Source organism: Pseudoalteromonas sp. 2CM39R (genome assembly GCF_023161845.1).
In genome coordinates this window covers 174,470-200,945 of record NZ_JALNTM010000014.1, presented here as the reverse complement: position 1 = coordinate 200,945, position 26,476 = coordinate 174,470, and the positions used below count along the sequence as shown (strand labels likewise).

Sequence of the window (26,476 nt, the reverse complement as noted above, 5' to 3'; positions counted from 1 at the left end):
TTATTAAGGTATTAAAGCGAGTAAGCACAGTGGTCAGTTTAATCCTAAATACTTGGTTGTAAATTCCAGCTGTGCCTAGCCATTAAAGAGGGCTGTGTATTAATGCTATGGCCTCTGTTGCTGTAACAGGTTTTGATTTTAAAAAGCCTTGCCCATAATCACATTGGGTTTTTTGTAAAATAGTAAGTTGCTCAGCGGTTTCTATTCCTTCTGCAATAACAATAAGATCTAAAGAAATAGCCAAGGTTAAGATAGCATCTATTAATGGGTTAGCAGTGGTTTTTAAGTTATCAATAAAGCTTTTATCAATTTTCATCACATGAATTGGCAGTTGGTGCAAGTAGCCTAGAGCAGAATAGCCTGTGCCAAAATCATCTAGGCAAAGCAACACTTTTAAAGGTGATAACCCTTGTATAATTTGCGTCGCTAATTCTAAATTTTCGATCAGTCCCGATTCAGTTATCTCAAGGCACAATGAGCCCAGTGGTAGGTGGTGTTTTTTATAAATACTATGGAGCTGCTCTACAAATTCTAAACTGGCAAAGTGTCGAGAAGATACATTAACCGTGACACGTAAAAAGCGATGCCCTTGTTGTTGCCACAAAGCAATATGTTGCGCTGCGAGGTCTAGTAAATGCAAATCTAAGTTAATAATTTGCCCGGTCTTTTCAGCAATTGGAATAAAGTCGTTCGGTGATATAAACCCTTTTTTTGGGTGATGCCAACGTACGAGAGCTTCAAATCCTATAACCTCGCCACTGTTAATAGTAAAGATAGGCTGAAAATACAGTTCAAATTCATTATGCTCAATACCGTGCTGTAAATCGTTTTCAAGATCTGCATGCGTTTTTAGCTTATTGCGCATCACGTTATTAAAAAATTTAACTTGGCCACGCCCTGATGATTTTGCCTCATACATAGCCGCATCTGATTGTTGCAATAATACAAATGCTTCATCGTCTACGCTGTCACTAAATGCAACGCCAATACTGGTGGAGGGCTGCAGTAAATGGCCATCAATATTAACTGGTTCAGATAGTGCCGTTTTAATGCGAGTAAGAGCATCGTTTACTTGGTCACGATGACTGAGGTTTTCCATAAAAATAGCAAACTCATCGCCACCTAAGCGAGAAAAGGTATCGGTATTGCGTACCGTTTGAGTAATGAGTTTACAAATAGCAATTAAAAAGTGATCACCTACTTCGTGACCTAACGAATCATTAATACTCTTAAAGCGATCAAAATCAAGATAAAGCAGGGCATGAAAAGTGCCTTTTTGAGCGCGGTTTAGGCGTAAAATCGCATGCTTCATTCTTTCAATCAGTAGCGAACGGTTTGCCAGCCCAGTTAGCTCATCGTGCAGCGCTTTGTGCTCCAGCTCTTGGCGGGCTAAATGCCTATCTATAACCATGCTTATTTGACGACTTACATAGGTTAGCAACGAGCTATCATGCTCATTGTAGTAATGTTGTTCGTCATAACTTTGTACAACAATGACGCCACTCATACGCTCATTAACTTTAAAAGGCACACCTAACCATGAATCAGCTTGTTCACCTACTAACTTAAAATGGCCTTGTGCAATATGTTCATGATATTGCTGTTTATTAAGTAGTAATGGTCGTTCATTAATCAGCAAATAATAAGAGGCTGTTTCTTTTAGTTGATCTTTGGAAATTATTTTATGGGTATTTGTTTGTACACCGCCTTCAACGGTATAAACAAAGTCGAGCGCATCTTCTTTTTTGTCGTACAACGCAATAAAAAAGTTACTTGCAGTCAATAAGCTGTCAATAATTACATGCAGCGATTTAAAAAACGTATCTAAATTTTGTGCTTTGTAGGTTAAGTTAGCTATTTGCAGTAGGCTGCTTTCTAATTTTTGTGCATTGTTGAGCTGCATTACTGTGTCTTGCAAGCTATTAACGGTATTCACTTGATTGATTTTTGCGCTTAATAAATGAGCTACCGTAGTTAAAATCTCTAAATGCGAACTAGTAAAGTAATTTTTTATTGGGTGCTCACAGTCTATAACCCCAAGCACGCGATCTTTGTATATTAAGGGGACGCATATTTCTGATTGGGCAGGGCGTTCATCAGCTATGTAACGGCTGTCTTTATTTACATCACCAATTATTAATGCTTGCCCTGTGGATGCTGCATAGCCTGTTATGCCTTCGCTAAAGCGAATGATTTTGCGTTCAGACTGATAACTGATATGTTCGCTTTCAATACCCATAGAAGCTACTTGATTCAGCAAAGATTGGCTGTCATCTGCTAAGTAAATAACGCAGTCTACAAACCCAAGTCGATTAACAACCTGTGTAGTGACATAACTAAAAAGCGCTTCTAACGTATTCAGTTGCAATAAACTTGACGAGAACTGATTGATTATACTCAATTGATCCGTTTTAGTTTCGAGCGCTTTAGTGGTATCGATAGTGTTCGACATAAGCAGCTTTGGGAGGCCTTATAATTATTATTAAAGGTACATACGTTAACCTAATATTAACGTTTCTACAAAATAAAACGTTAAATGAGAATCATCAAGTGTAAAGTTAACTTTAAATGTAGTATCTAAGGATTATTTCTAATAAGCCCTTTACTCGAAAACACCATATGCCTATGATCAGTTAACTTAAGCATTAGGACTTTACGATGACGAGCAAAATGACAACTTTAACGATTACTAGACCCGATGATTGGCATGTGCATTTACGCGATGGGGATCAGTTAAAAGATACGGTGCGTGACATTAGCCGTTATATGGGCCGCGCGATAATTATGCCAAATTTAGTTCCGCCAGCTACGTGTACAGAAACCGCATTGTCGTACCGAGAGCGAATTATGGCTGCAAAACCACAAGGGCAGTTTGAACCTTTAATGGTGCTTTACCTTACTGATAAAACGACGCCTGATGAAATAAAAAAAGCAAAAGCGACAGGTAAAATTTTTGCAGCTAAATTGTACCCAGCGGGTGCAACAACTAACTCGGATTCTGGTGTAACATCAGTAAAAAATATCTACCCAGTATTAAAAGCAATGCAAGAGGTTGGCATGCTTTTACTTGTCCATGGTGAAGTCACTGACTCTTCTATTGATATATTCGATCGTGAAAAAGTATTTTTAGACACTATTTTAGGCGACGTTGTCGCAGACTTTCCTGAGCTGAAAATTGTTCTTGAACACATAACCACTAAAGATGCAGTAGAGTTTGTTGAAAATGCCTCGGATAATGTAGCAGCTACAATTACTGCGCATCATTTATTATATAACCGCAACCATATGTTAGCTGGGGGCATTCGCCCACATTATTACTGCCTACCTATACTAAAGCGTAACATTCATCAACAAGCGCTAATGGCTGCAGCGACAAGTGGTAGTAAAAAATTCTTTTTAGGCACGGATTCAGCCCCACATTATAAAGATAAAAAAGAAGCAGCATGTGGTTGTGCCGGTGCTTATACCGCGCATGCAGCTATTGAACTTTATGCTGAAGCTTTTGAAGAGGCAGGAGCGCTTGATAAGTTAGAAGGCTTTGCAAGCCACTTTGGTCCAGACTTTTATGGCCTTGAGCGTAATACAGGCACTATTACCTTGGAGAAAGCGCCTTGGACAGTGCCGTCTAGCTATTCGCTAGGCGACTCAGAAGTAGTACCGATTAAAGCCGATAGTGTTATTGACTGGCAAGTTAAATAGTAAAGATTAAGCTAAAACCACCTAAACTAAGGTGGTTTTTTATTTTCAATTACCAAAAAAGCGTTTTGGAGGAACCCTATTTTAAAAATTTATAATCTGCTTATAAAAAACACAACTTTTAGGTTGTTTATCCTTATAAAAATTAGAAACTTATAAAGAAAGTAATAAATCGATGAATCTTCAAAAATAAATCCCAATTAATAGAGCTAAAAAAATATTAATGTGTTAACCTTAATTGGCTTTGAGTTTTTGCGTATTGAATTACGGTATTGTGCTGCGTTTAAGGTTACCGGTTTGGTTATTACTTCTTCCTGTACTATCACCTCCAGTTTTTTGGGCATTGACTCAGGGAGGATATTGCCATAATTATATGGCTGAATTTTAATTATTGACTTACAGGAAAATTTAGTATGTCGGTTACTGGTAAAGTAAAATTTTTCAACGAAGCTAAAGGCTTTGGTTTCATTGAACAAGAAAATGGTCCTGACGTGTTTGTACATTTCAGCGCAATCACTGGTTCTGGTTTTCGCACTCTTAGCGAAGGTCAAGCAGTGACTTTCAGCATCAAGCAAGGTCAAAAAGGCCCAGAAGCTGAGAACGTAGAAGTAGCATAATTTATTATGTGAACCTAAGTTCATCGTGGTGAAGCACTAACCTGTTTCACCATAATTTATATACATCTACAAAACTCATTTACTCCTCTGTAACGCCCTAATTCTTTTAGTAGCTATAATTCCTTTAAACCCTCATTTTATCTATATGTTTATAAAACTTCGTGCTTTGAGTATTTCATCGGCCAACTACATATTAGCTGTGCCATTACGTAAAATACTTAACCATATTGAGAGGGCAGATGAGTCGATAACTGCGTTAAAAATTTCTCGTCTAGAAAAAAACAAGTAAATTTTTTGCCTTGCTATCTACATAGTTTTCCTTTTTAAAAATAGCTCATTTAATTAAGCGAGTTGGTATTACTTAACGTTACAGTGAACCTATCAGCGTTATCACTGCAAATCCTATTGGTTAATAAAAGCTTAAAAGTGTGTAGGATTGGCATTCGTACCTATGAAAATATTAACAGTGGCCAGGGAGCGTTATATTAATTGGATGAAAAAACACAGGTGTTAATAAAAATGATTTTTTGTAATTACCTTCCCCCCCTTTGTATTGCTTTTTAATAAATCTGCACGTCATTATTATGATGCGATGAATAACCTAATAATAACGATTAGCTGTATTTTTGGTCTAAAAAGTCTTAAAAAAGCTTCAAAATGAATATTCGGGACAGAAAATTAGCTTATTTTTAATTTTTTTTCAGCAACGATTAAGTTAATTTTAAATGTTATATTTTTGTTTACATTAACGGTGGTGGTTATCGTTATTCTTACTATATCAGGGCTTGCAGAAATTGTGTTTATCACGTTAGTTATAATAATGTTAATTTTTTTGTTCGGGCCCAGTAAATATCTTACAAACAAGCTGATTTATTTATAGGTTATGCTAAACATGAAGTTGACATGACTTAATGCATTTAGCATTATTGGTAAGTTGATATCTATTAAAAGATATCAGGGTTGTCTTCCCCTTAGCGGGTTGATAATTAAATTATAAAAGTAACATTACTTAATTGGTTGGGAACTATGTCTGTTAAAATCAGAAAGAGTCTTGTAGCAACTGCGTTGGTTGGCGCTTTTGCATTTGCAAGCAGCAATGTGATTGCAGATCCTTTGAATGACGTGCAAAAAGCAGGTCAAACAATTCAAAAGGCTGCGGTTAAGTCTCAAACTAAAATTGACAATGTATATGGTCAAACTCAGGAGCTAATCGCTGAGTACCGTAGCATCGTTGATGAGACTGAACTTATGAAAGTGTACAACGATCACGTAGCACGTTTGGTCGCAGACCAAAACGCGTCTATCGCATCGTTCGATCGTCAAATCGCGACTATCGATAACACTAAACAAAACGTTGTGCCTTTGATGTATCGCATGATCGATACGCTTGAGCAATTCATCAAAGCGGACGTTCCATTTAACCTTGAAACTCGTCTTGGACGCGTTGAAAGATTACGTGAGATCATGGCATCTGCATCTGTAACAACGTCTGAGAAGTTCCGTCAGGTTCTTGAAGCGTACACTGTTGAAACAGCATACAGCTCAGCTGTAACTGCTTCTCAAGGTACTTTAGATGTTGATGGTCGTAGCATTAACGTAGATATCGGTCGTTTAGGTCGTATTACTTACGTAGCGCAATCATTCGATCTAAAACACGCTTGGGTGTGGGATAACAACACTAAACAGTGGAAAGAATTAGGTGAAGAATACCTAAAACCTGTTAAAGAAGTGATCCGTATGGCACGTAAGCAAGCGACACTAGAACTTGTTAAACTACCAATTTTTGGCGCGGAGTAATCAATAATGAAGAAACTATTTAAAGGTTTTGCTGTTGCAGCAGTACTGTCTGTTTCTGCCGGTACCGCGCTTAATGCACATGCAAATACTGACGCTTTAGATAAAATTCTTGAGCAAGTAAAGCAAGAGCGTATCTCTGAAGGAAAAATCAATAAGCAACGTGAACAAGAGTTCTTGTCAGATCGTGCTGATAAGCAAGCGTTACTTAACAAAGCGAAAAGCCAACTAGCTGCTGAAAAAGCACGTGGTGATCGTCTTAGCAAAGAATATGCACAAAACGAAAATACTTTAGCGGAAAAAGAGCAAGCTCTTCAAAACGCGCAAGGTACGTTAGGTGAAATGTTTGGTGTTGTTCGTCGTGCAGCAGCTGACGCGATTGGTTCAATTGAAGCATCTTTAGTAAGTGCTGAAAAACCAGGTCGTGCTGAAGTACTTCGTTCATTAGCAGCCGCTAAAGAACTTCCAACTGTTCGTGAATTAGAAGAGCTTTGGATTTCACTTCAAACAGAAATGACTGAATCAGCAAAAGTTTCAACGTTTGAAACTGAAGTTGCAGGTCTTGACGGTAACCCGTCTATGAAAAAAGTAACACGTATCGGTAACTTCAACTTAGTTACAGACGACGGCTACTTAATCTACTCACCAGAGACTAAATCTATCCAGCCTCTAGGTAAGCAACCTGATAGCTATATCCTTAAAGGTATTTCTGATCTAGAAGGTACTTCAGCTGATAACTACGCTGGCGTATACGTGGATCCTACACGTGGTGCAATTTTACGTATCAACACGCAGAAAAAGTCTCTTATGGAGTACTACGAGCAAGGTGCTGAAGTTGGTTACATCATCACAGTATTACTCGTTGTAGGTCTTTTAATCTTCTTAGTACGTTTCGTTGATTTAGCGCTTACTACTTCTAAGATCAAAGGTCAGCTTAAGAACTTGTCTACACCGAATACAAATAACCCACTGGGTCGTATTCTTAAAGTGTACTCTGACAACAAAAACCAAGATGTTGAAAACCTTGAGCTTAAACTTGATGAAGCGATTCTACGTGAAACGCCACGCATCGAAGCGGGTATTAACATCATCAAGATCCTTGCTGCTATCGCACCATTACTAGGTCTACTAGGTACGGTAATCGGTATGATCTTAACGTTCCAAACAATCACATTGTTCGGTACGGGCGATCCGAAGATCATGGCTGGTAACATCTCTCTAGCACTTGTAACTACAGCGCTAGGTCTAATTGCAGCTCTACCACTTATCCTACTTCACTCTATTGTTGCAGGTCGTAGTAAGTCGGTATTACACATCCTTGATGAGCAAAGCGCGGGTATCATCGCGACTCACGCGGAGAAGGAGAAAGCCTAATGCTAGTCCTGATGGAGATCTGGGAATCTATCAGGGATTTTGTTGGCACAGGCGGCCAGGTATTATACGTGGTCGCGATAGCACTCTTTCTTATGTGGGTTTTAATGATTGAGCGCTATTGGTTCCTACTTGCTGAATTTCCTCGTTTAACGAAGGAAATAGTAGCCAAGTGGGATGCCCGCCAAGACACTACGTCTTGGTACGCACACAGAATCCGTGAAGCATGGATTTCTGAAGCGTCTGAAAAATTAGATCAGCGTATGTTGTTGATTAAAACATTAGTAGCTGTATGTCCTTTAATAGGCTTACTTGGTACTGTTACGGGTATGATCGCGGTTTTTGAAACCATGGCAACCCAAGGTACAGGTAATGCACGTTTAATGGCATCAGGCATATCAATGGCAACAATCCCAACAATGGCTGGAATGGTTGCGGCACTATCTGGGGTATTCTTTAGCTCACGCCTTGAGGCAAGAGCGAGAATGGTGAAAGCCAAACTTGTAGATAGTATGCCTCATCACTAGAGAGAGAATTAAATATGGCACGTAAACAACGTTTTCGTGAAGAAGAAGAAGCAGCGGTAGATATGACGCCAATGCTTGACATCGTATTTATCATGCTTATTTTCTTTATCGTAACTACATCGTTCGTTAAAGAGGCTGGTATCGAGGTCAATAAACCAAAAGCTGCCCAAGCTACGAAGCAAAAAAATGCTAACATTTTTATTGCAATTCGCAGCGACGGTGCAATCTGGATTGATAAACAGCAAGTTGATGTTGAACGTGTTTCAGCAAAAATCGAAAGTTTATTAGCAGAACAACCTACTGATGTTGTAATTTTGCAAGCTGATAAAGAAGCAAAACACGGTACAGTGGTTAAAGTGATGGACCAGATTAAAGCGACAGGTGATAACCTGAGAATTTCAATAGCTGGAGATCAGTAATGATTCGTTTTCTGTTTTCACTGATTGCAGGTGGGGCAGTTACTTTCGGCTTGTTCTACTTCATGGCATACCTCATCTCTGGTGGGGCTGACCGTAATACGGAACAAAAAGAGCAGATCATAGTCGAAATTATGACGAATCCGCCTGAATCTAAGGTGCAGGAGAGGAAGCGTGTACCGCCTCCGCCTCCGCCACCGCCAAAGCAGCCGCCTAAACCGCAGCCGCCACAGCCGGAAAATAGCAACCCAAGTACGAGCTTGTCGTTTAATATGCCAAGCATCGATGTGGGAAGTACGGCCGGTGGGCTAAGTGGTCCAGGTGCATTTGGACGAGATGGTGATGCGACACCGATCGTTCGTATTGAACCAAAATATCCAACACAAGCAGCACGTGATGGTAAAGAAGGTTGGGTTCAACTTTCATTCACAATTGATGAGTTAGGTGGTGTGATTGATGTTGATGTAATCGACGCAGATCCAAAACGTATCTTTGACCGTGAAGCTAAACGTGCATTGCGTAAGTGGAAATACCGTCCTAAGATCATTGACGGAAAACCACAAAAGCAAGTTGGTTTACAAGTTCAACTAGACTTTAAACTTAACCAAGGCAACTAAGGAGGCGAGTAATGAGAAATTTTTCTAAAGTAACTGCACTTGCAATTCTTATGTCTGTGTCAGGTGTAGTATTGACTGCACCTGTTTTAGCGGCGCCAGATTACGCGAAAATTGAAGAGCGTAAGAAAGCAAAGACTAAAATCATGGGCGAACGTACTGGTAAGAAAGTAATTAAAGCGTTTGAATTCTATAATGAAGATGATGTTGATGGTGCAATTGCTTTATTGAAAGAGTTAGATCCGTCTAACGACTTTGACAAAGCAACTGTTAATCGTTACTTGGGCAGTATGTACGCTCAAAAAGAGCAGTACAAAGTTGCTATTAAGTATATGAAAGCAGCGATTGCACCAGATGTATTAAACTTTGCCGATCAGGCTCAAGGTTTAAAAACCTTAGGTGATATGTATGCAGGTACTGAACAATACAGTGCTGCCAAGCAAGCATATTATGATTGGATGGACTTTACAGGCGAAGAAGACCCAAAAGTTTACACTCGTATTGCGCAAGCAAGTTATGAGCTTAAACAATTTAATGAGGTTCTTGAGCCGGCAGACAAAGCAATTAAGTTAGCAAAAGAGCCTAATAAAGCTCCTTATCAACTTAAATTAGCTGCCTATTTTGAGAAAAAGCAATATCAAAATATGGTTAAAGTTGCTGAAGAAATCGTTCGTGTATGGCCTGAAGACAAAAAGTCTTGGGTAGGCTTAGGTAAGTATTATTTACAAACCGAAGACTATAAAAAAGGCCTAGCAACTATGGAAGTTGCTTACAAGAACGGTTACTTTGAAAACGAAGTTGAATACAAAGTTTTAGCTAACTTTTATTCTTTAAACGAAATTCCTTATAAAGCAGCTGTAACGCTTGAAAAGGCCGTTAAAGAAGAAAAAGTTAAACGCACTAAGCAAAACATGAGTGCGATTGCTAGTAACTACCATCGTTCGAAAGATATAGAGAAAGCTGCTAAGTACTACGAAGAAGCTGCTAAATTTGATAATGACGCTGAGCTTTACCGCAAAGCAGGTTCATTACTTTTACAATCTGAAAAATTCAGTGCTGCTGTTGTTCGTTTGAACAAAGCATTAGAGCTTGGCTCTGAAAAGAAAGGTACTATTTATTCAGATTTAGCTGAAGCGTTTTACTACCAAGGCAAGTATAAGCAAGCGCATGCTGCTATTACTAAAGCTATGGACGACCCAAGCACACGTAGGTTTGCAAAAGGTTGGGCTACATATATTAAAGATAAAGCCGCTCGCAACGGTGTTAAAATTTAATATTTAATGTACTCTAGTATTTTTAAAAAGCCCCATTGGGGCTTTTTTTATTGGAATTAACATGAACAAAACGCCTATTATTTCATTGCTCTTTTGTTTGCTTTTAGCATCCTGCTCTAAGCCAGCTGACTTATTTTCATCTTATGAAGAAGCACAAACCGCGTTAATATCACTTAATACGGCTTTAAGTGCGCAGCAGCATTCGCAGATTACACAGCTTAGCAATGAGCAGCTCCCTTTTACAGATGCTTATTTAGAGCGTCGCCACGCCATTTATCAACAGCTAATGCAAATGCAGTTATCAGCAGAGCAAACCAATCAGGTTAATTATTTAGTTATTGCTGAGCGATTTCCAGAGCGCTATTTTGCATGGCCTGCACAAACAAATGTTTTGGTTAATATGCTCTCTATGGCGAAAAATGATGCCCAGTATAAAAATATTGAGCAATGGCTAAGGTTTGTAAAGTCTCAGCTAGAAGCTGCCGAGCAAAGTAATTTAAAGCTAAATAAAGTTGAACATAGCTATTTAAAAAAGTACGTGCAACAAGGGATAAATCGCACTAACACACCGGTTGAACTTAATGCAGCGTTGACTGAGTTAAACAATTATTTGGCGGACTATAAGCCAAGAGGCAGCATTGGGTTGTCTGGCCTTGCTAATGGCAGCCAGTGGTATCAAAGTAAATTAAATTATTTTGCAAATGATGTGCTTTCACCGCTTGAGTGGCTAAGTCGCATTGATAGTAAATTTAAATCAATGCAGAGTCAAAAACAGCACACAATGGTAGAAGCTTCAAATGCCTCACAGCTTACCAAATTACTTTTAACTGATTCTAAAATAATGGGTTTAGACTGGTCAACGGGTTATACGCTATTACCTCAGCGGGCTAACGCTACACAATTAGAACCTGCCGATGCGCAGCTCTATATGGCTATGATGGAAACTGATCTTGGGGTGCATTATCATGCGTGGACACTATCGCAAGCGCGTTTGAATTTACTAAAACGTTTAAATATTAGTGAAGAAGATGCGAGGATATTAGTTGAGGATATTATTTTTTATCCAGGGCAATCATTTAGTTTTGCACCGCAATTACTCAATTAAATTTAAGTGCGCTACTACTTAGCGCACTTATCACACCGCTGAGCAGCAGGGTCTCTTTCTAAGCGCTGCTCTGATATTTTCTCTTCACAGTCACAGCAGTAGCCATATTGACCAATATCCATTTGACTAATAGCTGCTTCAAGCTTGTTCATTCGTTCAATTAACGGATTATACTCAGTACCTAATTGTTGAGCGGCTAAATCGAGCCACTCTTCATTGGATGTATGGGTTAGGATGCAGAGCAAATTTTGATGTGTAGGGTGAGTCGATTGTGACAGCAAACCTAATATAGTTGCTTTAACACTTTCTATTTCATCGTTTAGTCGTTGCTGGTGATGCATTAGCAGTATAACCCTTAAGTTAATTTGTAGTGATACTGCTATTATCTATTTAGATTTACTTAGGTGTTATGATTTGTATCAAATTGTGGCGCTTTCGCATACTTCTTTAACACTTCGGCTACTTCATCCTTGGCTTTTAAACGACGAATTTCATCAAATAATAGTCCTGCTTGTGGATATTGGCGTTTTAAATAACCAAGCCATTGTTTTGTTCGAGATGCGAAGTATTTAGTATCTTTGCTGGCTGTTTGGTGCATAGATGAATGAATAATATGGTGTAAAATATTTTCCCATGTCAGTTCACTGTAGCTTTCTTTATTAACCTGCGCTTTAATTTTTCTTGCTAGATCAGGATGTGAAAGAGCGCCACGACCAATCATCAAATCACGGCAACCACTACGTTTTTGGCATAGAAGTGCATCTTCTATTTGCCAAATTTCGCCATTGGCGACTACTGCAATTTTTTTATCTTTGACTAAAGGAGGGATTTTTTCCCAATAGGCGGGTGGATTGTAGCCATCGCGTTTAGTACGTGCATGTATTGCAATGCTGTTAGCACCAGCGCTAACAACGGCATCGACAATTTCTTGGCTATTACTATCATCATCAAAACCTAAGCGAATTTTAGCACTTACCTCATACTCATCATCAACGGCATCCCTTACCGTTTTTATAATCGAGTACATATGTTCAGGATCTTTGAGTAATACTGCACCGCCTTTGCTTTTATTGACAGTTTTTGCTGGGCAACCAAAGTTTAAGTCAACGCCATGAGAGCCTAAGCCAATTGCTTTTACAGCATTTTCTGCTAACACGTCGGCTACTTGGCCTAATAACTGAATGCGAACTGGAGTACCACTACGAGTGAGCCCCGCATTTTTAAGTTCAGGGCAATAACGGTGAAATACTTTATCTGGAAGGCAAGTATCTACAACACGGATAAATTCGGTCACACAAAGATCGAAGCCGCCTATGTCGGTAAGTAGTTGGCGCATTTTAAAGTCAACGACACCTTCCATCGGTGCTAAAATAAGTTTCATAGTGTGATTAATGTATTACTAAAAAAGGAGCGCCAGTTTACCTGTAAATGATAAATTGATAAAACGCTTATTAGCGTTCATAGAGAGTTAAATAACTTATTTGCAAAAAAATAGAAAATTTGAAAGTTTTTAGTTTAATACCGGTCTACTTTTATAATGATGTTCAACAAGTTTAAAAGGTAATTAAAAATGAATACAATAAAGAAAAACTCAATTGCATTAACATTAGGCGCAGTGGTTGTTGGCAGCGCAAGTATGGCGAGTACTAATGTTCAAGCTAATCCATTTGAGTTTCAACAAATGGTAGCTGGTTATCAATTAGACGCTGGTGAAGGCAAGTGCGGCGAAGGTAAATGCGGCGGCGACGCTAAAGCGAAAAAAGAAGGCAAGTGCGGCGAAGGTAAATGCGGCGGTGATGCTAAAGCGAAAAAAGAAGGCAAGTGCGGCGAAGGTAAATGCGGCGGTGATGCTAAGGCCAAAAAAGAAGGCAAGTGCGGCGAAGGTAAATGCGGCGGTGATGCTAAGGCCAAAAAAGAAGGCAAGTGCGGCGAAGGTAAATGCGGCGGTGATGCTAAGGCTAAAAAAGAAGGCAAGTGCGGCGAAGGTAAATGTGGTGGCGATGCTAAGGTCAAAAAAGAAGGCAAATGCGGCGAAGGTAAATGTGGTGGTAGCCACTAAACTTTTCTTTTTCCGATAAGTGAGAGGGCCATTAGGCCCTTTTTATTTAATATGAGGTTTTATTATGGCTCAAAATCAAACGCCTAACTTTGGCATGGTCGGTTTAGGCTTGCGAAGAGAAATGCTAGATGAGCTTGAGCATGTCATACCAAAACAAATTGAGTTTATGGAAGTGGCCCCAGAGAACTGGTTAAAGCTAGGTGGGCGCTTTGAAAAGCAATTTAAGCAGTTAACTAATAATAATCACTTTGTTTGTCATGGTTTATCTCTTTCTATTGGCTCACCTGAACCGCTCGATATTGAATTTATAAAGTCGTTAAAATCTTTCTTTGATAACCACGATATTAAAGCTTATAGCGAACATCTAAGCTATTGCTCAGGTAAAGGCCATATGTATGACTTAATGCCAATTCCTTTTACTGAAGAAGCGATCAAACATGTCGTTTCTCGGGTTAAGCAGGTTCAAGATATATTAGAGCGACCACTTGTGCTGGAAAATGTGTCTTATTATGGTGCCCCTGGTCAGCAGCTATCAGAGCTTGAATTTACCAATGCTATTTTAGAAGACGCAGACTGCCAGTTGCTATTAGACGTTAATAATATTTATGTGAACTCGATTAATCATGGTTATGATGTGCAAGCGTTTTTAAGTGGGCTACCAACTAATAAAATTGCCTATTGTCATGTTGCAGGCCACTACAATGAGGCTGATGACCTTATTATAGATACTCATGGCGCAGATGTTATTGACCCTGTCTGGCAATTGCTCGATAGCGCATATCAGGCACATGGTGTTTTTCCCACACTGCTAGAGCGAGATTTTAATATTCCGCCTATTAACGTGTTAACCAAAGAGCTGGATATAATCCATCAATTACAGGCAAAGCACCTTAAGTTGTTATCAACAGCACAAAGTGCTTAGCTGTTTGAATTTAATAAGTACTTGCTATTTTAGGGTTTTATAAGAGTCGTTATTATGAGTTTTATCGATGTGCAAAATGAGTTTATGGCCCATATTCGAGAGCCTAATAAGCAGCCGTGTCCAACCGATGTTGAAGACAGACGAATGGCTATTTACCGAGATCTGTTTTTTAATAATATTAATGGCTTTGTTTCATCGGCATTTCCAGTTTTAAAAACACTTTATAGTGATCAACAGTGGCTATTACTGGTTCGTCAATTTTTTAGTGAACATGATTGCCAATCTCCTTATTTTTTAGATATAGGAGAAGAATTTATTACCTATTTAATGACAAGCTATGTACCTAGAGAGTCTGATCCGGTGTTTATGCTGGCGCTAGCCCATTATGAATGGATTGAGCTTGACGTGTCTGTAATGAAGGCTGACCCCCGTGAGCTCCCTCTAAGCACTAATAAGCTTACTCATTCTCCTTTGTATTTATCTAAAACAGCGCGTAACTTAAGCTACGACTATCCAGTGCAACATATAAGTGAAGAGTTTCAACCTCAACAGCCTTCAGAGCAGCCGTATTTCTTTGTTGTTTACCGCGATGAGAGTGATGAGGTGCAATTTTTGGCCACCAATGCCATGACCGCCATGCTACTGTCTATTATTGAAAATGAAGCGGGGAGTACGTTTGAGCAGGTTTGCCAACAGGTTAGTGAAAATGCACCACAATTTAATCTTGAGCAAATAACACAAGGGGCACTGAGTACCTTAACAGCTATGGCACAGCGGCAAATTATAGTGACAAAAAATCAATACTAAGCTCTTTATTGATTATTTCACATCGTCTATTATAGCGCCTTTATTTGTTGTGCTTAATAAAAGGTTGTACCCATGTCAGATGATAAAGACTTTAAAGACCCGTTCAATGCGGCTTACTTTTTTGCATTCTTAGCCGTATTTGCTGGAATAGGGTGTTTAAATGCCATTTTAGGTTGGATCACCAGCTTAACTTAATCAGGTTTTATTTTAAGGCTGTTGTTTTTCATCAGCCTTACATTTTTATCACTTCCCTCTCCCGACACTTTATAATTATCGCAAACTCGCAATTTACGACCACTTAAGGTTATAATCACCTGCTTTGTAATATTAATCATTGAGCAGTTAAAATTATGACTCAAGTAACACCAGCAATTATCAAAAACAGCATTACTACAATTGCTGATTATCCTAAAGCGGGCATTATGTTTCGCGATGTAACAACCCTAATGGCAAACCCTGAAGCGTTTAAAGCAACCATAGATGCATTTATTGACGCTTATAAAGACCAAGGTTTTACTAAAATTATCGGCACTGAATCACGTGGCTTTATTTTTGGTGCTCCGCTATCTTATGCTTTGGGAATTCCTTTTATCCCTGTTCGTAAACCAGGTAAATTACCGCGCGAAGTTATTCGCCAAGATTACCAACTCGAATATGGCGAAGATACACTAGAGCTTCATACTGATGCGATTGTAGCCGGTGATAAAGTCTTGTTAGTTGACGACTTGTTGGCGACCGGTGGTACAATTGAAGCAACAGCCAAGTTGGTTGCAAAATTAGGCGGTAACGCCACAGATGCTGCCTTTGTTGTATCACTTCCAGAGCTTGGTGGTGAGCAACGTATTGAAAAAATGGGCATCAATATTTTAAAATTGGTTGAATTCGAAGGCGAATAATCGATGAGTTATCAGGTTCTAGCGAGAAAATGGCGTCCTCAAACCTTTCATGAATTGGTTGGGCAGTCTCATGTAAAACAGGCGCTGGTAAACGCGCTGACTCAAAATAGACTGCATCACGCTTATTTATTCACTGGAACCCGTGGTGTTGGTAAAACCACCATTGCCCGTATTTTTGCTAAAAGCTTAAATTGTGATGAAGGTATATCTGCCACACCATGTGGTCAATGTAGTAGCTGTGTTGATATAGAGGCAGGGCGCTACATTGATTTACTCGAAATAGATGCGGCTTCACGCACTAAGGTTGAGGATACGCGTGAGATACTTGATAACGTTCAATATGCGCCAACGCGCGGACGTTACAAAGTATATCTAATCGATGAAGTACACATGTTGTCAAAGCACAGCTTTAATGCGTTATTAAAAACGCTTGAAGAGCCGCCTGAGCATGTGAAATTTTTGCTCGCAACCACTGATCCTCAAAAATTACCAGTGACTATTTTATCTCGCTGTTTACAGTTTAATCTGAATGCATTGTCGCAAGCTGAGATTAAGCAACAGCTTGAGTATGTGCTTACCCATGAGCAGCTTAATTTTGATAATGATGCGCTAAGTATTATTGCCAAAGCGGCCGATGGTAGTATGCGAGATGCATTAAGTCTGACCGATCAGGCTATTGCTCAAACAAATGGTGATATTAAAAATCAAGCTGTACAAGACATGCTTGGTTTAATGGACACCCATTACAGTCAAAGTTTACTTGCGGCATTATTAGCGCAAGATGGCACAGCCTTGATGAATGAAGTTGCTCAAGTCGCTAGCCGAAATCCAAATTACATTGCGCTGCTTGATGACTTAATTGCGCTAACGCATGTGATTCAATTGAGTCAATTAGTCCCTGAAGCAGCAGCGCTTGATAGCAATAACGCCGATTACATTGAGCATGTTGCAGCGCATACCCATGCCCAACAAATTCAAGTGTATTACCAGTTATTACTCAATGGCAAAAAAGATTTACAATGGGCACCTGAGCCTCGTTTAGGGTTTGAAATGATTATGCTCAGGTTATTGGCATTTGAACCTACGCAGTTGCAAACCAATCAACCTGAACCTAGCTCACAAGCTGCGCCAGAGCAAAATAGTGCAGGGCGTGCTAATGCACTGCGTGATATTTTAAATAAAAATAAACCAGCGCAGAGTAATGCTCCTCAAATTCAGCCATTAGCAACTAATACGCAGCCAACAAAAGCCGATGAGCCTGAGGTTTCAAAGCCTGATTATAGCCAAACACAGAATGAGCAAAGTTCGATACAAAGTCAGCCTCAAATTGTAGATACCCCTGTAATAAGTGATGAACAAGCGCAGCGTCAAAGCGAAGATGATGCCTACATGCAGCACAGTGATGTAGAACAAACTATTGCCGCACAATACGATGATGTAATGAGTAGCGCTGTTGATCAAGGGTTTAACCCTGAGTTAGCAAATGCCACAAGTAACGCAGATCAGTCTGCGTCATCAATGGGTGAGCAAGAAGCGCGAGCACAGTCAGCAATAGCGCGTATTTTACGCGATAGAAACATTTCGGGTGCCGGTAAGCTTTCAAGTGCCGCAATTGAAAAGCCAACTGAAGAAAAACCAGCACCGACAAAATCCGATTTTAGTCGCCCGCAGAGCAATGAAGCACAAACTGTATCACAGCAGCCACCACCATGGGATAATGAGGTGAGCGATGACCTGCAAAAAAAGCCTCAGCTCCCAGCACAGGGGAGCCGAGCTCAGGTAGCAAATAAGCCAGCGAGTAAAGTTGACTTTAAAGCAAAGCATCAAACGATTACTGAAAATTTAGCACCGGAGCTATTAGAGCAAATTAACCCGCAAAAACCAGCACCTGTTGTTGAACAAGAGCCTAGCATTCCGATACCTGATGATTTTCAAAGCCCAATTAGTGAAATCAGATTTGCCCATCAACAAGACGAATGGGCCTATTTAATAAAGCGTATGGGACTTGGCGGACGCATGCGCCAGTTTGCATTGCATTCAATTTTTACCAAACAAGACAATCATTTCCATATTGAAGTGGATGAATCGCAAAAGCACTTAGATACGCCAATGTTACGTCAAAAGTTAAATGTGGCGTTATCAAGTATTTATGGACACAACGTTGAGCTTAATATTGATTTTGCTAGCGGGGTGATTGACTCACCTTATTTGATTCAACAAAAAATTGATGCAGGTCGTCACCAGCAAGCGATTGATGTGATCACCGGCGATGAAAATATAGTACAATTTCAACAGCTATTTAGCGCTGAAATTGACGAAAACAGTATTCAGGCATTGTAATTAACGACCAGTGCCCTTATTTATACTCCAGTTAATGTATTAAAAGAAAGAGAGACGATTATGTTTAAAGGTGGAATGGGTAACATGATGAAGCAAGCGCAGCAAATGCAAGAGCGCATGCAAAAAGCCCAAGAAGAAATCGCAACGATGGAAGTGGTTGGTGAAGCCGGTGCTGGTTTAGTAAAAGTAACCATGCTTGGCAACCACAATGTTCGTCGTGTTGAGCTTGATGAAAGCTTAATGGAAGACGACAAAGACATGATTGAAGATTTACTTGCAGCAGCGTGTAATGATGCTGTTCGCCGTGTTGCTGAAGAAACTCAAGAGCGCATGGGCAAAGTAACAGGCGGTATGCAATTACCACCTGGTATGAAAATGCCGTTCTAAGCAACTATGCAACTTTCAGATAGTTTAACATCGCTAATAGAAGCACTTCGTTGTCAGCCAGGTATTGGCCCGAAATCTGCTCAGCGTATTGCATTTCATTTATTAGAGCGCGACCGCAAAGGTGGCACTCAGCTTGGGAATGCGCTAACAAAAGCGATGACGGCTGTAGGGCATTGTCAGTCGTGCCGCACGTTTACCGAGCAAGCACAATGTGATATTTGCTTAAGTACTAAACGCCAAGATAGCGGCATTTTATGTGTGGTTGAGTCGCCTACAGATGTGTTAGCGATTGAGCAAACAGGCCAATACAAAGGACTCTATTTTGTATTAATGGGACATTTGTCACCGATTGATGGCATAGGGCCTAAAGAAATTGGTCTAGACGTGCTTGAGCAAAAGCTTGCGCATGGCGGTATTAATGAAGTTATATTAGCCACTAACCCTACGGTTGAAGGTGAAACAACGGCTCATTATATTGCCCAGCTTTGTCATAAATACAAAGTGGGTGCATCGCGAATAGCTCATGGTATTCCTGTGGGTGGCGAGCTTGATTTAGTCGATGGCACAACCTTAATGCATGCATTTAGTGGCAGGCGCTTAGTCAGCCATGAATAGTTTATTTTAAGCTTAACTATTTGAACTTACTTTAAAAGCCTACATACATACTGTAGGCTTTTTTGTTGGCTTTAATTGCAATATAAACAAAAGTTTAAGGATGGTATGGCTGCAATAACTCAAAGTGCTAATGTGATTGTTGATGACTTTATCGCACCTGTTTGCCATGAACACATAAAAATTATTTATCAAGATGATGATATTTTATTGATCAATAAACCTAGCGGCTTGTTGAGCTTGTCGGGTAAAAACCCTCTTAACTGGGATTCGGTTCACTATAGGCTTGTTAATGGCCAACAAGGCGTTACAGCAGCGTTTCCTACTGCGATATTACCCCACCGTTTAGATTTAGGTACCTCCGGAGTGATGGTGGTAGCACTTAATGAGCAAGCAGCTAAAGCACTGAATCAGCAATTCCAATCCCGAAGTGTTAAAAAGCAATATCGCGCAATGCTCTTTGGATTGGTTGCTGAGCCTCAGGGAGAAATTACTGCACCTATAGCAAAAGATAAAATGTTATTTCCGAAAGTGAAAATTTGTCACCAGAGCGGCAAACCCTCGCGCACTCAATTTAAAGTGGTTAAACGCTTTAACAAAGAGCAAAAAACTTTGGTCGATTTTACTCCTATAACTGGACGCACTCATCAACTTAGAATTCACAGTTTAATTTTTGGCCACCCTATACTAGGATGTGATTTATATAAAAATGATTGCAGTGATCTGGGTGCTCAACGATTATTATTGCATGCCAGCGATTTATTTTTTGTGCATCCATGCACTGATAAGCCAATGCACGGGCATGCCACAACGCCTTTTTAGTTGATTAAGCCCTTTAAAGTGTCTTTGAATGGGGTTTTTTATTTTTTTTACTTGAACTTCTCACGGCTCACCCCATATTAAGTGCATAACGCAGACACTTTGCAAATTGGAGATACATAAATGACTGCAGCACAAAAAGAAACATTAGGCTTTCAAACAGAAGTAAAACAACTATTAAACTTAATGATTCACTCGCTTTATTCAAATAAAGAAATCTTTTTACGCGAGCTTGTATCAAATGCATCTGACGCAGCCGATAAACTACGCTTTTTAGCCCTTTCAAACGGTGACCTTTATCAAGGTGATGCAGATTTACGCGTACGTATAAGCGCAGATAAAGACGCTAACACAGTGACCATTTCTGATAATGGTATTGGTATGACGCGTGATGAAGTGATCAGCTCATTAGGCACCATTGCTAAGTCGGGTACGGCTGAATTTTTCAAAAACTTAACGGGCGATCAAAGTAAAGATTCACAGCTTATTGGTCAATTTGGTGTTGGTTTTTACTCAGCATTTATTGTTGCTGATGAAGTGACTGTTCGTACTCGTAAAGCAGGAGAGACAACAGCGGTTGAATGGCAGTCAAAAGGTGAAGGCGAGTACACGCTACAAGAAATCGAAAAAGAAGGCCGTGGTACAGATATTATTTTACATCTTCGTGAAGAAGAAAATGAATATGCAGATGAATGGCGTCTTCGCAGTATCGTAACTAAATACTCTGATCATATTTCTACACCAGTACAAATGTACAAGGCAGAAGTACCTGAGTCTGAAGGTGAAGATGGTGAAAAAATTCCGGCTGTTCCAGGTGAGTGGGAAAGCATTAACCGTGCAACTGCATTATGGACACGTGACAAATCAGAAATCTCTGAGGACGAATACAAAGAGTTTTATAAGCATGTAAGCCACGACTGGGAAGATCCGCTTAGCTGGGGACATAATAAAGTTGAAGGTAAAACTGAATACACCAGTTTGTTATACATTCCAAAAAAAGCACCTTTTGATTTATGGAATCGTGAGCGCCAAAGTGGTTTAAAACTTTATGTTCAACGCGTGTTTATTATGGATGACGCTGAACAGTTTATGCCAAGCTACTTACGTTTTGTTAAAGGCTTATTAGACTCAAACGATTTACCACTAAACGTATCGCGTGAAATTTTACAAGACAACAAAGTTACCCAAGCTATTCGTAAGGGGTGTACGTCGCGTATTATTAAAATGCTTGAGCGTATGGCTAAAAACAAAGCCGATGATTACCAAACATTTTGGAATGAATTTGGTCAGGTAATGAAAGAAGGGCCTGCAGAAGATGCGACCAACAAAGAAAGCATTGCTAAATTACTGCGCTTTTCATCAACGCACACCGACTCAGAAACTCAAGATGTTTCACTTGAGCAATACATTGAGCGCATGAAGGACAGCCAAGATAAAATTTACTATGTGGTTGCTGACTCATTTATTGCTGCTAAAAATTCACCGCACTTAGAAATCTTCCGCAAAAAAGGTATTGAAGTACTATTACTTAGCGACCGTGTAGATGAGTGGATGATGAGCCATTTAACGGAATTTGGCGAAAAGCAATTTCAGTCAATTACCCGCGGTGATCTAGATTTAGGTAAGCTAGATGACGAAGAAACTAAAAAAGCACAAGAAGAGTCTGAAAAAGAAGTTGCAGGCTTGGTTGAGCGTATCAAAACTGCATTAGGAGATGATGTTAAAGATGTACGCTTTACTCACCGCTTAACCGACTCTCCAGCGTGTGTAGTGAGTGATGACAATGACATGAGCTCGCAAATGCAAAAGCTAATGGAGTCAGTAGGTCAAGCTGTTCCAGAGGCTAAGCCTGTGTTTGAATTAAACCCAGAGCACCAACTGGTTAAGCATTTAAATGATGAACAAGACGAAGATAAGTTTGCACAGTGGTCACATGTACTACTAGACCAAGCCTTGCTTGCAGAGCGCGGTACGCTTAAAGATCCAACTGGATTTGTAACTCGCTTAAATAAACTTATGCTTGATTTAAGCAAATAAGTATAAAAATCAATGATTGAGTAAAAAGGGAACGTCTGTTCCCTTTTTTATGCCCTGCTCGAAGGGTTCTGCCTAAGGGCGATTTACTCTTTGTTGCTTACATGGATATAGGCAGGGGGTGAGCAGGACGCGGAAGCTTTACTCGGTTTTTACTTAGCCCACTAGGTTACAAACCCCGCGCCGCGATTAAATTCTCCCTAGTTTGAACAAATATTAATCCGCAAAGGTCAACAGACCCTAGACAATTAGTATAAGTTACTTGAGTATCTGCAGCGCTTATGGAAGAATTCAGACTTTAAAATAAACTCTCATATTAGGGGACAATGATATGCGCATTATTCTTTTGGGCGCGCCGGGTGCAGGTAAAGGTACTCAAGCTCAGTTTTTAATGGATAGATACGGTATTCCACAAATTTCTACCGGTGATATGCTACGAGCTGCAATTAAAGAGGGCACACCACTAGGCCTAGAAGCAAAAAAAGTAATGGACGCAGGTCAGCTTATTTCTGACGATATTATTATTGGCCTTGTTAAAGAGCGTATTGCCAAGCCAGATTGTGAAAAAGGCTTCTTACTAGATGGTTTCCCACGCACAATTCCACAAGCTGATGCAATGAAAGAAAATGGCGTAGTGGTTGATCACGTTATTGAATTTGATGTTGCTGATGAAGTTATCGTTGAGCGTATGGGCGGACGTCGTGTTCATCCTGGCTCTGGCCGTGTTTACCATGTTGTTTACAATCCTCCAAAAGAGGAAGGTAAAGACAACGAAACAGGTGAAGAGCTAATTATTCGTGCAGATGATACCGAAGAGACTGTTCGTAAACGCTTAGGTATTTACCATGAGCAAACAATGCCATTGGTTGACTACTACCAAGCAGAAGCTAAAGCGGGTAATACTCAGTACCATAAATTAGATGGTACCCAAGCGGTTGAAGCAGTAAGCAAGCAACTAGCTGAGCTACTAGGTTAATTTTTTAACCACACAGCAAAATAAAAAACCGCTTTTATAGCGGTTTTTTATTTCCTGAAATTTGACCTTTAAAGCATTTTAAGCTTTTCAATGACGCTATCATATTCAGGCTCGGTTGATAAACTACTAACTAATTGCTTATAAATAACCCTATGGCTCTTATCAAGAATAAAAACAGAGCGGGTAAGTAATCCCATATCTTTAATGATTAAGCCATACTGTTGACCAAAATCACGCCATACAGAATCAGAAAGCGTCGTTACTTTATCGATATTTTCGGCCTTACAAAAACGCTTTTGCGCAAATGGTAAATCGGCACTAATAGTGAGCATGGCCACGCCTGGAAATTGTTGGGCGACTTTTTCATTAAAGTGCTTAGTTTGTAAGCTACAAATACCGGTATCTAAGCTCGGAACAACACTAATTAATACAGCTTGGCCTTTATAATCTTCTAACGTAACAGCAGTGAAACTGTCATTAACTACTTTAAAGTTAGGGGCATCTTCACCAACTTTAAGGCCTTTCCCTAATAAGGTAACTGGCTTACCTTGTGCAGTTACTTTTCCTGCATCGAGTGTGTTTTCGGGTAAATCTGCGGCAAAACTGGCACAGCAAAATAGGCTTAATGCAAAAGCTAATGTACGACGCATGGAGTTTTTTCCTTTTAAATTAACGCAATAGTTGTGAGTGTATTATAATGTAGATAAGTAACCAAGCAGAAAAATCCACAGCTTTATTTTTGCCTAAAATTGAAAATAAGTAATACATTGATTACTATGTATGTATAAGAAATAGGTATTATTTTTTATGTATCCGTGGCTTGTTCTACACGCTTAAAATTACACCCAGTTTTAAAATAGTGAGATTGTATGTCAACATCGGTTTTAATATGTGATGATTCAAAATTAGCACGACGCCAGTTGGCTCGTTCCTTACCCGATGATTGGGATATTAAAATTGAATTTGCATGTGACGGTGTAGACTGCATAAAACAAATAAGCAAAGCCCAACCTGAAATTCTTTTCCTTGATTTAAATATGCCAGAGATGGACGGCTATGGTGTGTTGGCAGCAATGAAAGATCAGGGACTAGACGTGCTCACTGTGGTGGTATCGGGCGATATTCAACCAAGCGCACATCAACGTGTACTTGAACTTGGCGCCATAGACTTTATTCAAAAACCATGTTCCCCTGAAAAGCTCGCTGCCATTATAGAGCACCATGGCATAAGAGATAGAGCACTGCGTGAACGTTTGTCCCACACTTTAGGTGAACAAGTTGACCCTGATGTTCGTGATATATACCAAGAGCTGACTAATGTTGCTATGGGCCAAGCAGGGGATCTACTTGCACGACTGCTTAATGTATTTGTTAAGCTACCCATTCCTAATGTTAATGTTTTAGAAGTCAGTGAGCTTAATATGGCGCTAAGCTCTGTTGATACCAATGACACTACGTCGGGTATTTGCCAAGGTTTTATTGGCGGCGGGGTATCTGGTGAGGCGTTATTACTTTTAAATGATTCTAGTTTTAAAGAAATAGCCTCATTAATGAATTACGAAGGTGAATTAAACGACAAGGTTGAGTTAGAGTTGCTAATGGATGTAAGTAACATTTTAATTGGCGCTATATTAACAGGCTTATCAAAGCAGCTCGACATGACCTTTAGTCAAGGCCATCCCATTGTATTGGGCCAGCACCGTGATGTTTCTGAGCTTGTTCAGTCTAATAAGTCGCGTTGGCAACGGACACTTGCCATAGAAATTAGTTACGGTATTGAAAATCATGATATTAGTTGTGATTTAATGTTGCTCTTTACTGAAGATTCACTTAAAACTTTGAAATATAAAGTTGCCTATCTACTGGAAGATTAAATATTTATGCCAGCTGATTTAGATTTAAATGAAATCCATTGGTTAATGGACATGTTTAATACTGTTGATGTAGGCCTTGTGGTGCTTGATCGAGACTACAAGGTATGCGTTTGGAATGGCTTTATGGAAAACCATTCTGGGCTGTTACCGAGTGCAGTAAAAGATAAAGACTTGTTTGATCTATTTCCAGCCATAGATGAAAAATGGTTTAGAAGTAAAGCAGAGTCAGTGTTTGTATTAAAAAATCGCTCATTTACTATTTGGGAACAGCAGCCGTATATTTTTCGTTTTAAAAATTATCGACCGATTACAGGTAAAGCGGATTATATGTATCAAAACGCCACGTTTATTCCACTTACGAATGTACGAGGGGAAGTAGAGCATATTTGTATTATTATCTACGATGTAACGGATATTGCAGTTAACAAAAAAGAGCTTGAAGAGTTAAACAAAAAATTAGAGCAAGTAAGCCAAACTGACAGCCTTACCCAACTTGCAAACCGAGGACATTGGGAGCATTTGTTACATCAAGAATTTTTACGTACTAAGCGCAGTGAAGGTTGCTGCTCGTTATTAATTTTTGATATTGATCACTTTAAAAAGGTAAACGATGACTTTGGTCATAGTGCGGGAGATGAAGCACTTCGTCATATAGCGAGTTTACTTAAAACTGCATTGCGTGAAACTGATATTGCTGGGCGATACGGCGGTGAAGAGTTTGTTGTTACTTTATTAGATACCGATAAACAAGGGGCTATCGTATTTGCTGAGCGCTTACGCCAATTAATCGAAACCTCACCAGCGAAATACAAAGAGCACACTATGCATATGGCCATTAGTGTGGGTATTGCCTGCTTTGACAACGAATTTAAAGATCATGAGCGTTGGATTGAAGCTGCCGATAAAGCACTTTACCATTCAAAAGAAACCGGTCGAAATAAAGTGTCGGTATATGCTGATATAAAAAATGATGCGTAAGCATCATTTTTTAATTGGGAGGTAAAATAAGTAAATCAGTTTTGAGTAAACGCATTATTTTTTCTGCGGTATTACCAATGAGTTTAGCTTTAATCCCTACATTTCCTACAGAGCCTATAATCACTAAATCAGCATTAAGCTTAGCCACTAAGCTTAAGATCACCTGCTCGGGAATCCCGCTTTAATATGAAGCTTATAGCGTAAGTTATTATCAGTTATAAGGGCCTGCTGCGATTGCGGTAGTTCTCAAACGCATTAACGAGTTGTTCCTTAGAAAAAACCAAGCCTAAATCTCTTAATATTGGAGAAATATAGACAGTATAACCTGCATAAAACTCACAATTGGTTCGCTATGCAT

At 39.6% G+C, this 26,476-nt stretch carries 27 protein-coding genes; 22 read left to right on the top strand and 5 right to left on the bottom strand.

All coding sequences use genetic code 11. From position 1 onward, the window contains the following. Positions 1-82 precede the first annotated feature (82 nt). Complete coding sequence (locus MTF66_RS26915) at positions 83-2,452, bottom strand: EAL domain-containing protein (RefSeq protein ID WP_138622080.1); 2,370 nt, start codon at positions 2,450-2,452, stop codon at positions 83-85. Positions 2,453-2,658: 206 nt separating this feature from the next. Between MTF66_RS26915 and pyrC the strand changes: the two genes are divergently transcribed. From pyrC to MTF66_RS26870, 9 genes are all read left to right on the top strand, one after another. Beyond that, complete coding sequence (gene pyrC / locus MTF66_RS26910; RefSeq protein ID WP_138622082.1) at positions 2,659-3,699, top strand: dihydroorotase; 1,041 nt, start codon at positions 2,659-2,661, stop codon at positions 3,697-3,699. A gap of 410 nt (positions 3,700-4,109) precedes the next feature. Beyond that, complete coding sequence (locus MTF66_RS26905; protein WP_004588138.1) at positions 4,110-4,313, top strand: cold-shock protein; 204 nt, start codon at positions 4,110-4,112, stop codon at positions 4,311-4,313. Positions 4,314-5,339: 1,026 nt separating this feature from the next. Then, positions 5,340-6,110: a DUF3450 domain-containing protein gene (locus MTF66_RS26900; protein ID WP_013465204.1), complete on the top strand. Its 771-nt coding sequence runs from the start codon at positions 5,340-5,342 to the stop codon at positions 6,108-6,110. Between the two features lie 6 nt (positions 6,111-6,116). Beyond that, positions 6,117-7,481 carry a MotA/TolQ/ExbB proton channel family protein gene (locus tag MTF66_RS26895; protein ID WP_010388563.1) on the top strand — a complete coding sequence of 455 codons (1,365 nt, stop codon included), beginning with the start codon at positions 6,117-6,119 and terminating at the stop codon, positions 7,479-7,481. After that, complete coding sequence (locus MTF66_RS26890) at positions 7,481-8,005, top strand: MotA/TolQ/ExbB proton channel family protein (RefSeq protein WP_010388565.1); 525 nt, start codon at positions 7,481-7,483, stop codon at positions 8,003-8,005. The genes MTF66_RS26895 and MTF66_RS26890 overlap by 1 nt, the downstream gene beginning before the upstream one ends. A gap of 14 nt (positions 8,006-8,019) precedes the next feature. After that, the gene (locus MTF66_RS26885; RefSeq protein WP_006792384.1) at positions 8,020-8,424 is read left to right on the top strand and encodes a biopolymer transporter ExbD; all 405 of its coding nucleotides are present in this window, start codon (positions 8,020-8,022) and stop codon (positions 8,422-8,424) included. Further along, a complete protein-coding gene (locus MTF66_RS26880) occupies positions 8,424-9,038 on the top strand; it encodes an energy transducer TonB (RefSeq protein ID WP_010388569.1) in 615 nt (204 codons plus the stop codon). The genes MTF66_RS26885 and MTF66_RS26880 overlap by 1 nt, the downstream gene beginning before the upstream one ends. An 11-nt stretch (positions 9,039-9,049) precedes the next feature. Beyond that, the gene (locus MTF66_RS26875; RefSeq protein ID WP_055012926.1) at positions 9,050-10,309 is read left to right on the top strand and encodes a tetratricopeptide repeat protein; all 1,260 of its coding nucleotides are present in this window, start codon (positions 9,050-9,052) and stop codon (positions 10,307-10,309) included. A gap of 61 nt (positions 10,310-10,370) precedes the next feature. Next, complete coding sequence (locus tag MTF66_RS26870; protein WP_138622084.1) at positions 10,371-11,414, top strand: DUF885 domain-containing protein; 1,044 nt, start codon at positions 10,371-10,373, stop codon at positions 11,412-11,414. A gap of 14 nt (positions 11,415-11,428) precedes the next feature. On the opposite strand, the gene MTF66_RS26865 is transcribed toward MTF66_RS26870, so the two are convergent. Both MTF66_RS26865 and MTF66_RS26860 read right to left on the bottom strand, forming a co-directional pair. Beyond that, positions 11,429-11,755, bottom strand: a complete 327-nt coding sequence (locus MTF66_RS26865) for a TraR/DksA C4-type zinc finger protein (protein WP_010388576.1) — start codon at positions 11,753-11,755, stop codon at positions 11,429-11,431. 59 nt (positions 11,756-11,814) lie between these two features. Continuing rightward, entirely contained in the window at positions 11,815-12,795 is a 981-nt protein-coding gene (locus MTF66_RS26860; RefSeq protein WP_138622087.1) for a tRNA-dihydrouridine synthase, read from the bottom strand. 189 nt (positions 12,796-12,984) lie between these two features. Between MTF66_RS26860 and MTF66_RS26855 the strand changes: the two genes are divergently transcribed. The 11 genes from MTF66_RS26855 (at position 12,985) to adk (ending at position 23,266) form a co-directional block, all read left to right on the top strand. Then, on the top strand, positions 12,985-13,473 hold the full coding sequence (locus MTF66_RS26855) for a hypothetical protein (protein ID WP_248529158.1): 489 nt from the start codon (positions 12,985-12,987) through the stop codon (positions 13,471-13,473). 64 nt (positions 13,474-13,537) lie between these two features. Then, on the top strand, positions 13,538-14,395 hold the full coding sequence (locus MTF66_RS26850; RefSeq protein WP_248529156.1) for a DUF692 domain-containing protein: 858 nt from the start codon (positions 13,538-13,540) through the stop codon (positions 14,393-14,395). 54 nt (positions 14,396-14,449) lie between these two features. Further along, the gene (locus tag MTF66_RS26845; RefSeq protein ID WP_138623829.1) at positions 14,450-15,202 is read left to right on the top strand and encodes a DUF2063 domain-containing protein; all 753 of its coding nucleotides are present in this window, start codon (positions 14,450-14,452) and stop codon (positions 15,200-15,202) included. Positions 15,203-15,274: 72 nt separating this feature from the next. Continuing rightward, positions 15,275-15,397: a hypothetical protein gene (locus MTF66_RS38540; protein ID WP_008109320.1), complete on the top strand. Its 123-nt coding sequence runs from the start codon at positions 15,275-15,277 to the stop codon at positions 15,395-15,397. A gap of 155 nt (positions 15,398-15,552) precedes the next feature. After that, positions 15,553-16,098, top strand: a complete 546-nt coding sequence (gene apt, locus MTF66_RS26840; RefSeq protein ID WP_008109316.1) for an adenine phosphoribosyltransferase — start codon at positions 15,553-15,555, stop codon at positions 16,096-16,098. 3 nt (positions 16,099-16,101) lie between these two features. Next, the gene (dnaX, locus tag MTF66_RS26835) at positions 16,102-18,438 is read left to right on the top strand and encodes a DNA polymerase III subunit gamma/tau (RefSeq protein ID WP_138623831.1); all 2,337 of its coding nucleotides are present in this window, start codon (positions 16,102-16,104) and stop codon (positions 18,436-18,438) included. Between the two features lie 60 nt (positions 18,439-18,498). Beyond that, a complete protein-coding gene (locus MTF66_RS26830; RefSeq protein WP_010388590.1) occupies positions 18,499-18,825 on the top strand; it encodes a YbaB/EbfC family nucleoid-associated protein in 327 nt (108 codons plus the stop codon). A 6-nt stretch (positions 18,826-18,831) separates the two neighbouring features. Then, entirely contained in the window at positions 18,832-19,440 is a 609-nt protein-coding gene (recR, locus tag MTF66_RS26825) for a recombination mediator RecR (protein ID WP_010388591.1), read from the top strand. Positions 19,441-19,545: 105 nt separating this feature from the next. Then, positions 19,546-20,259 carry an RluA family pseudouridine synthase gene (locus MTF66_RS26820; RefSeq protein WP_138623833.1) on the top strand — a complete coding sequence of 238 codons (714 nt, stop codon included), beginning with the start codon at positions 19,546-19,548 and terminating at the stop codon, positions 20,257-20,259. A gap of 120 nt (positions 20,260-20,379) precedes the next feature. Then, positions 20,380-22,293 (top strand): molecular chaperone HtpG, encoded by a 1,914-nt coding sequence (gene htpG, locus MTF66_RS26815; RefSeq protein WP_138623835.1) that lies wholly within the window; start codon positions 20,380-20,382, stop codon positions 22,291-22,293. Positions 22,294-22,621: 328 nt separating this feature from the next. Continuing rightward, positions 22,622-23,266, top strand: coding sequence for an adenylate kinase (adk, locus tag MTF66_RS26810; RefSeq protein ID WP_008468042.1), 645 nt, complete (start codon positions 22,622-22,624; stop codon positions 23,264-23,266). Between the two features lie 68 nt (positions 23,267-23,334). Here adk and tpx read toward each other — a convergent pair whose 3' ends face one another. Continuing rightward, positions 23,335-23,916, bottom strand: coding sequence for a thiol peroxidase (gene tpx / locus MTF66_RS26805; protein WP_138621290.1), 582 nt, complete (start codon positions 23,914-23,916; stop codon positions 23,335-23,337). A gap of 219 nt (positions 23,917-24,135) precedes the next feature. Between tpx and MTF66_RS26800 the strand changes: the two genes are divergently transcribed. Further along, complete coding sequence (locus tag MTF66_RS26800; RefSeq protein WP_010388597.1) at positions 24,136-25,140, top strand: response regulator; 1,005 nt, start codon at positions 24,136-24,138, stop codon at positions 25,138-25,140. Between the two features lie 6 nt (positions 25,141-25,146). Then, positions 25,147-26,118, top strand: coding sequence for a diguanylate cyclase (locus MTF66_RS26795; RefSeq protein ID WP_010388598.1), 972 nt, complete (start codon positions 25,147-25,149; stop codon positions 26,116-26,118). A 10-nt stretch (positions 26,119-26,128) separates the two neighbouring features. Here the strand turns inward: MTF66_RS26795 and MTF66_RS26790 are convergent, their stop codons facing one another. Next, on the bottom strand, positions 26,129-26,266 hold the full coding sequence (locus MTF66_RS26790; protein ID WP_248529153.1) for a universal stress protein: 138 nt from the start codon (positions 26,264-26,266) through the stop codon (positions 26,129-26,131). Between the last annotated feature and the right edge of the window lie 210 nt (positions 26,267-26,476).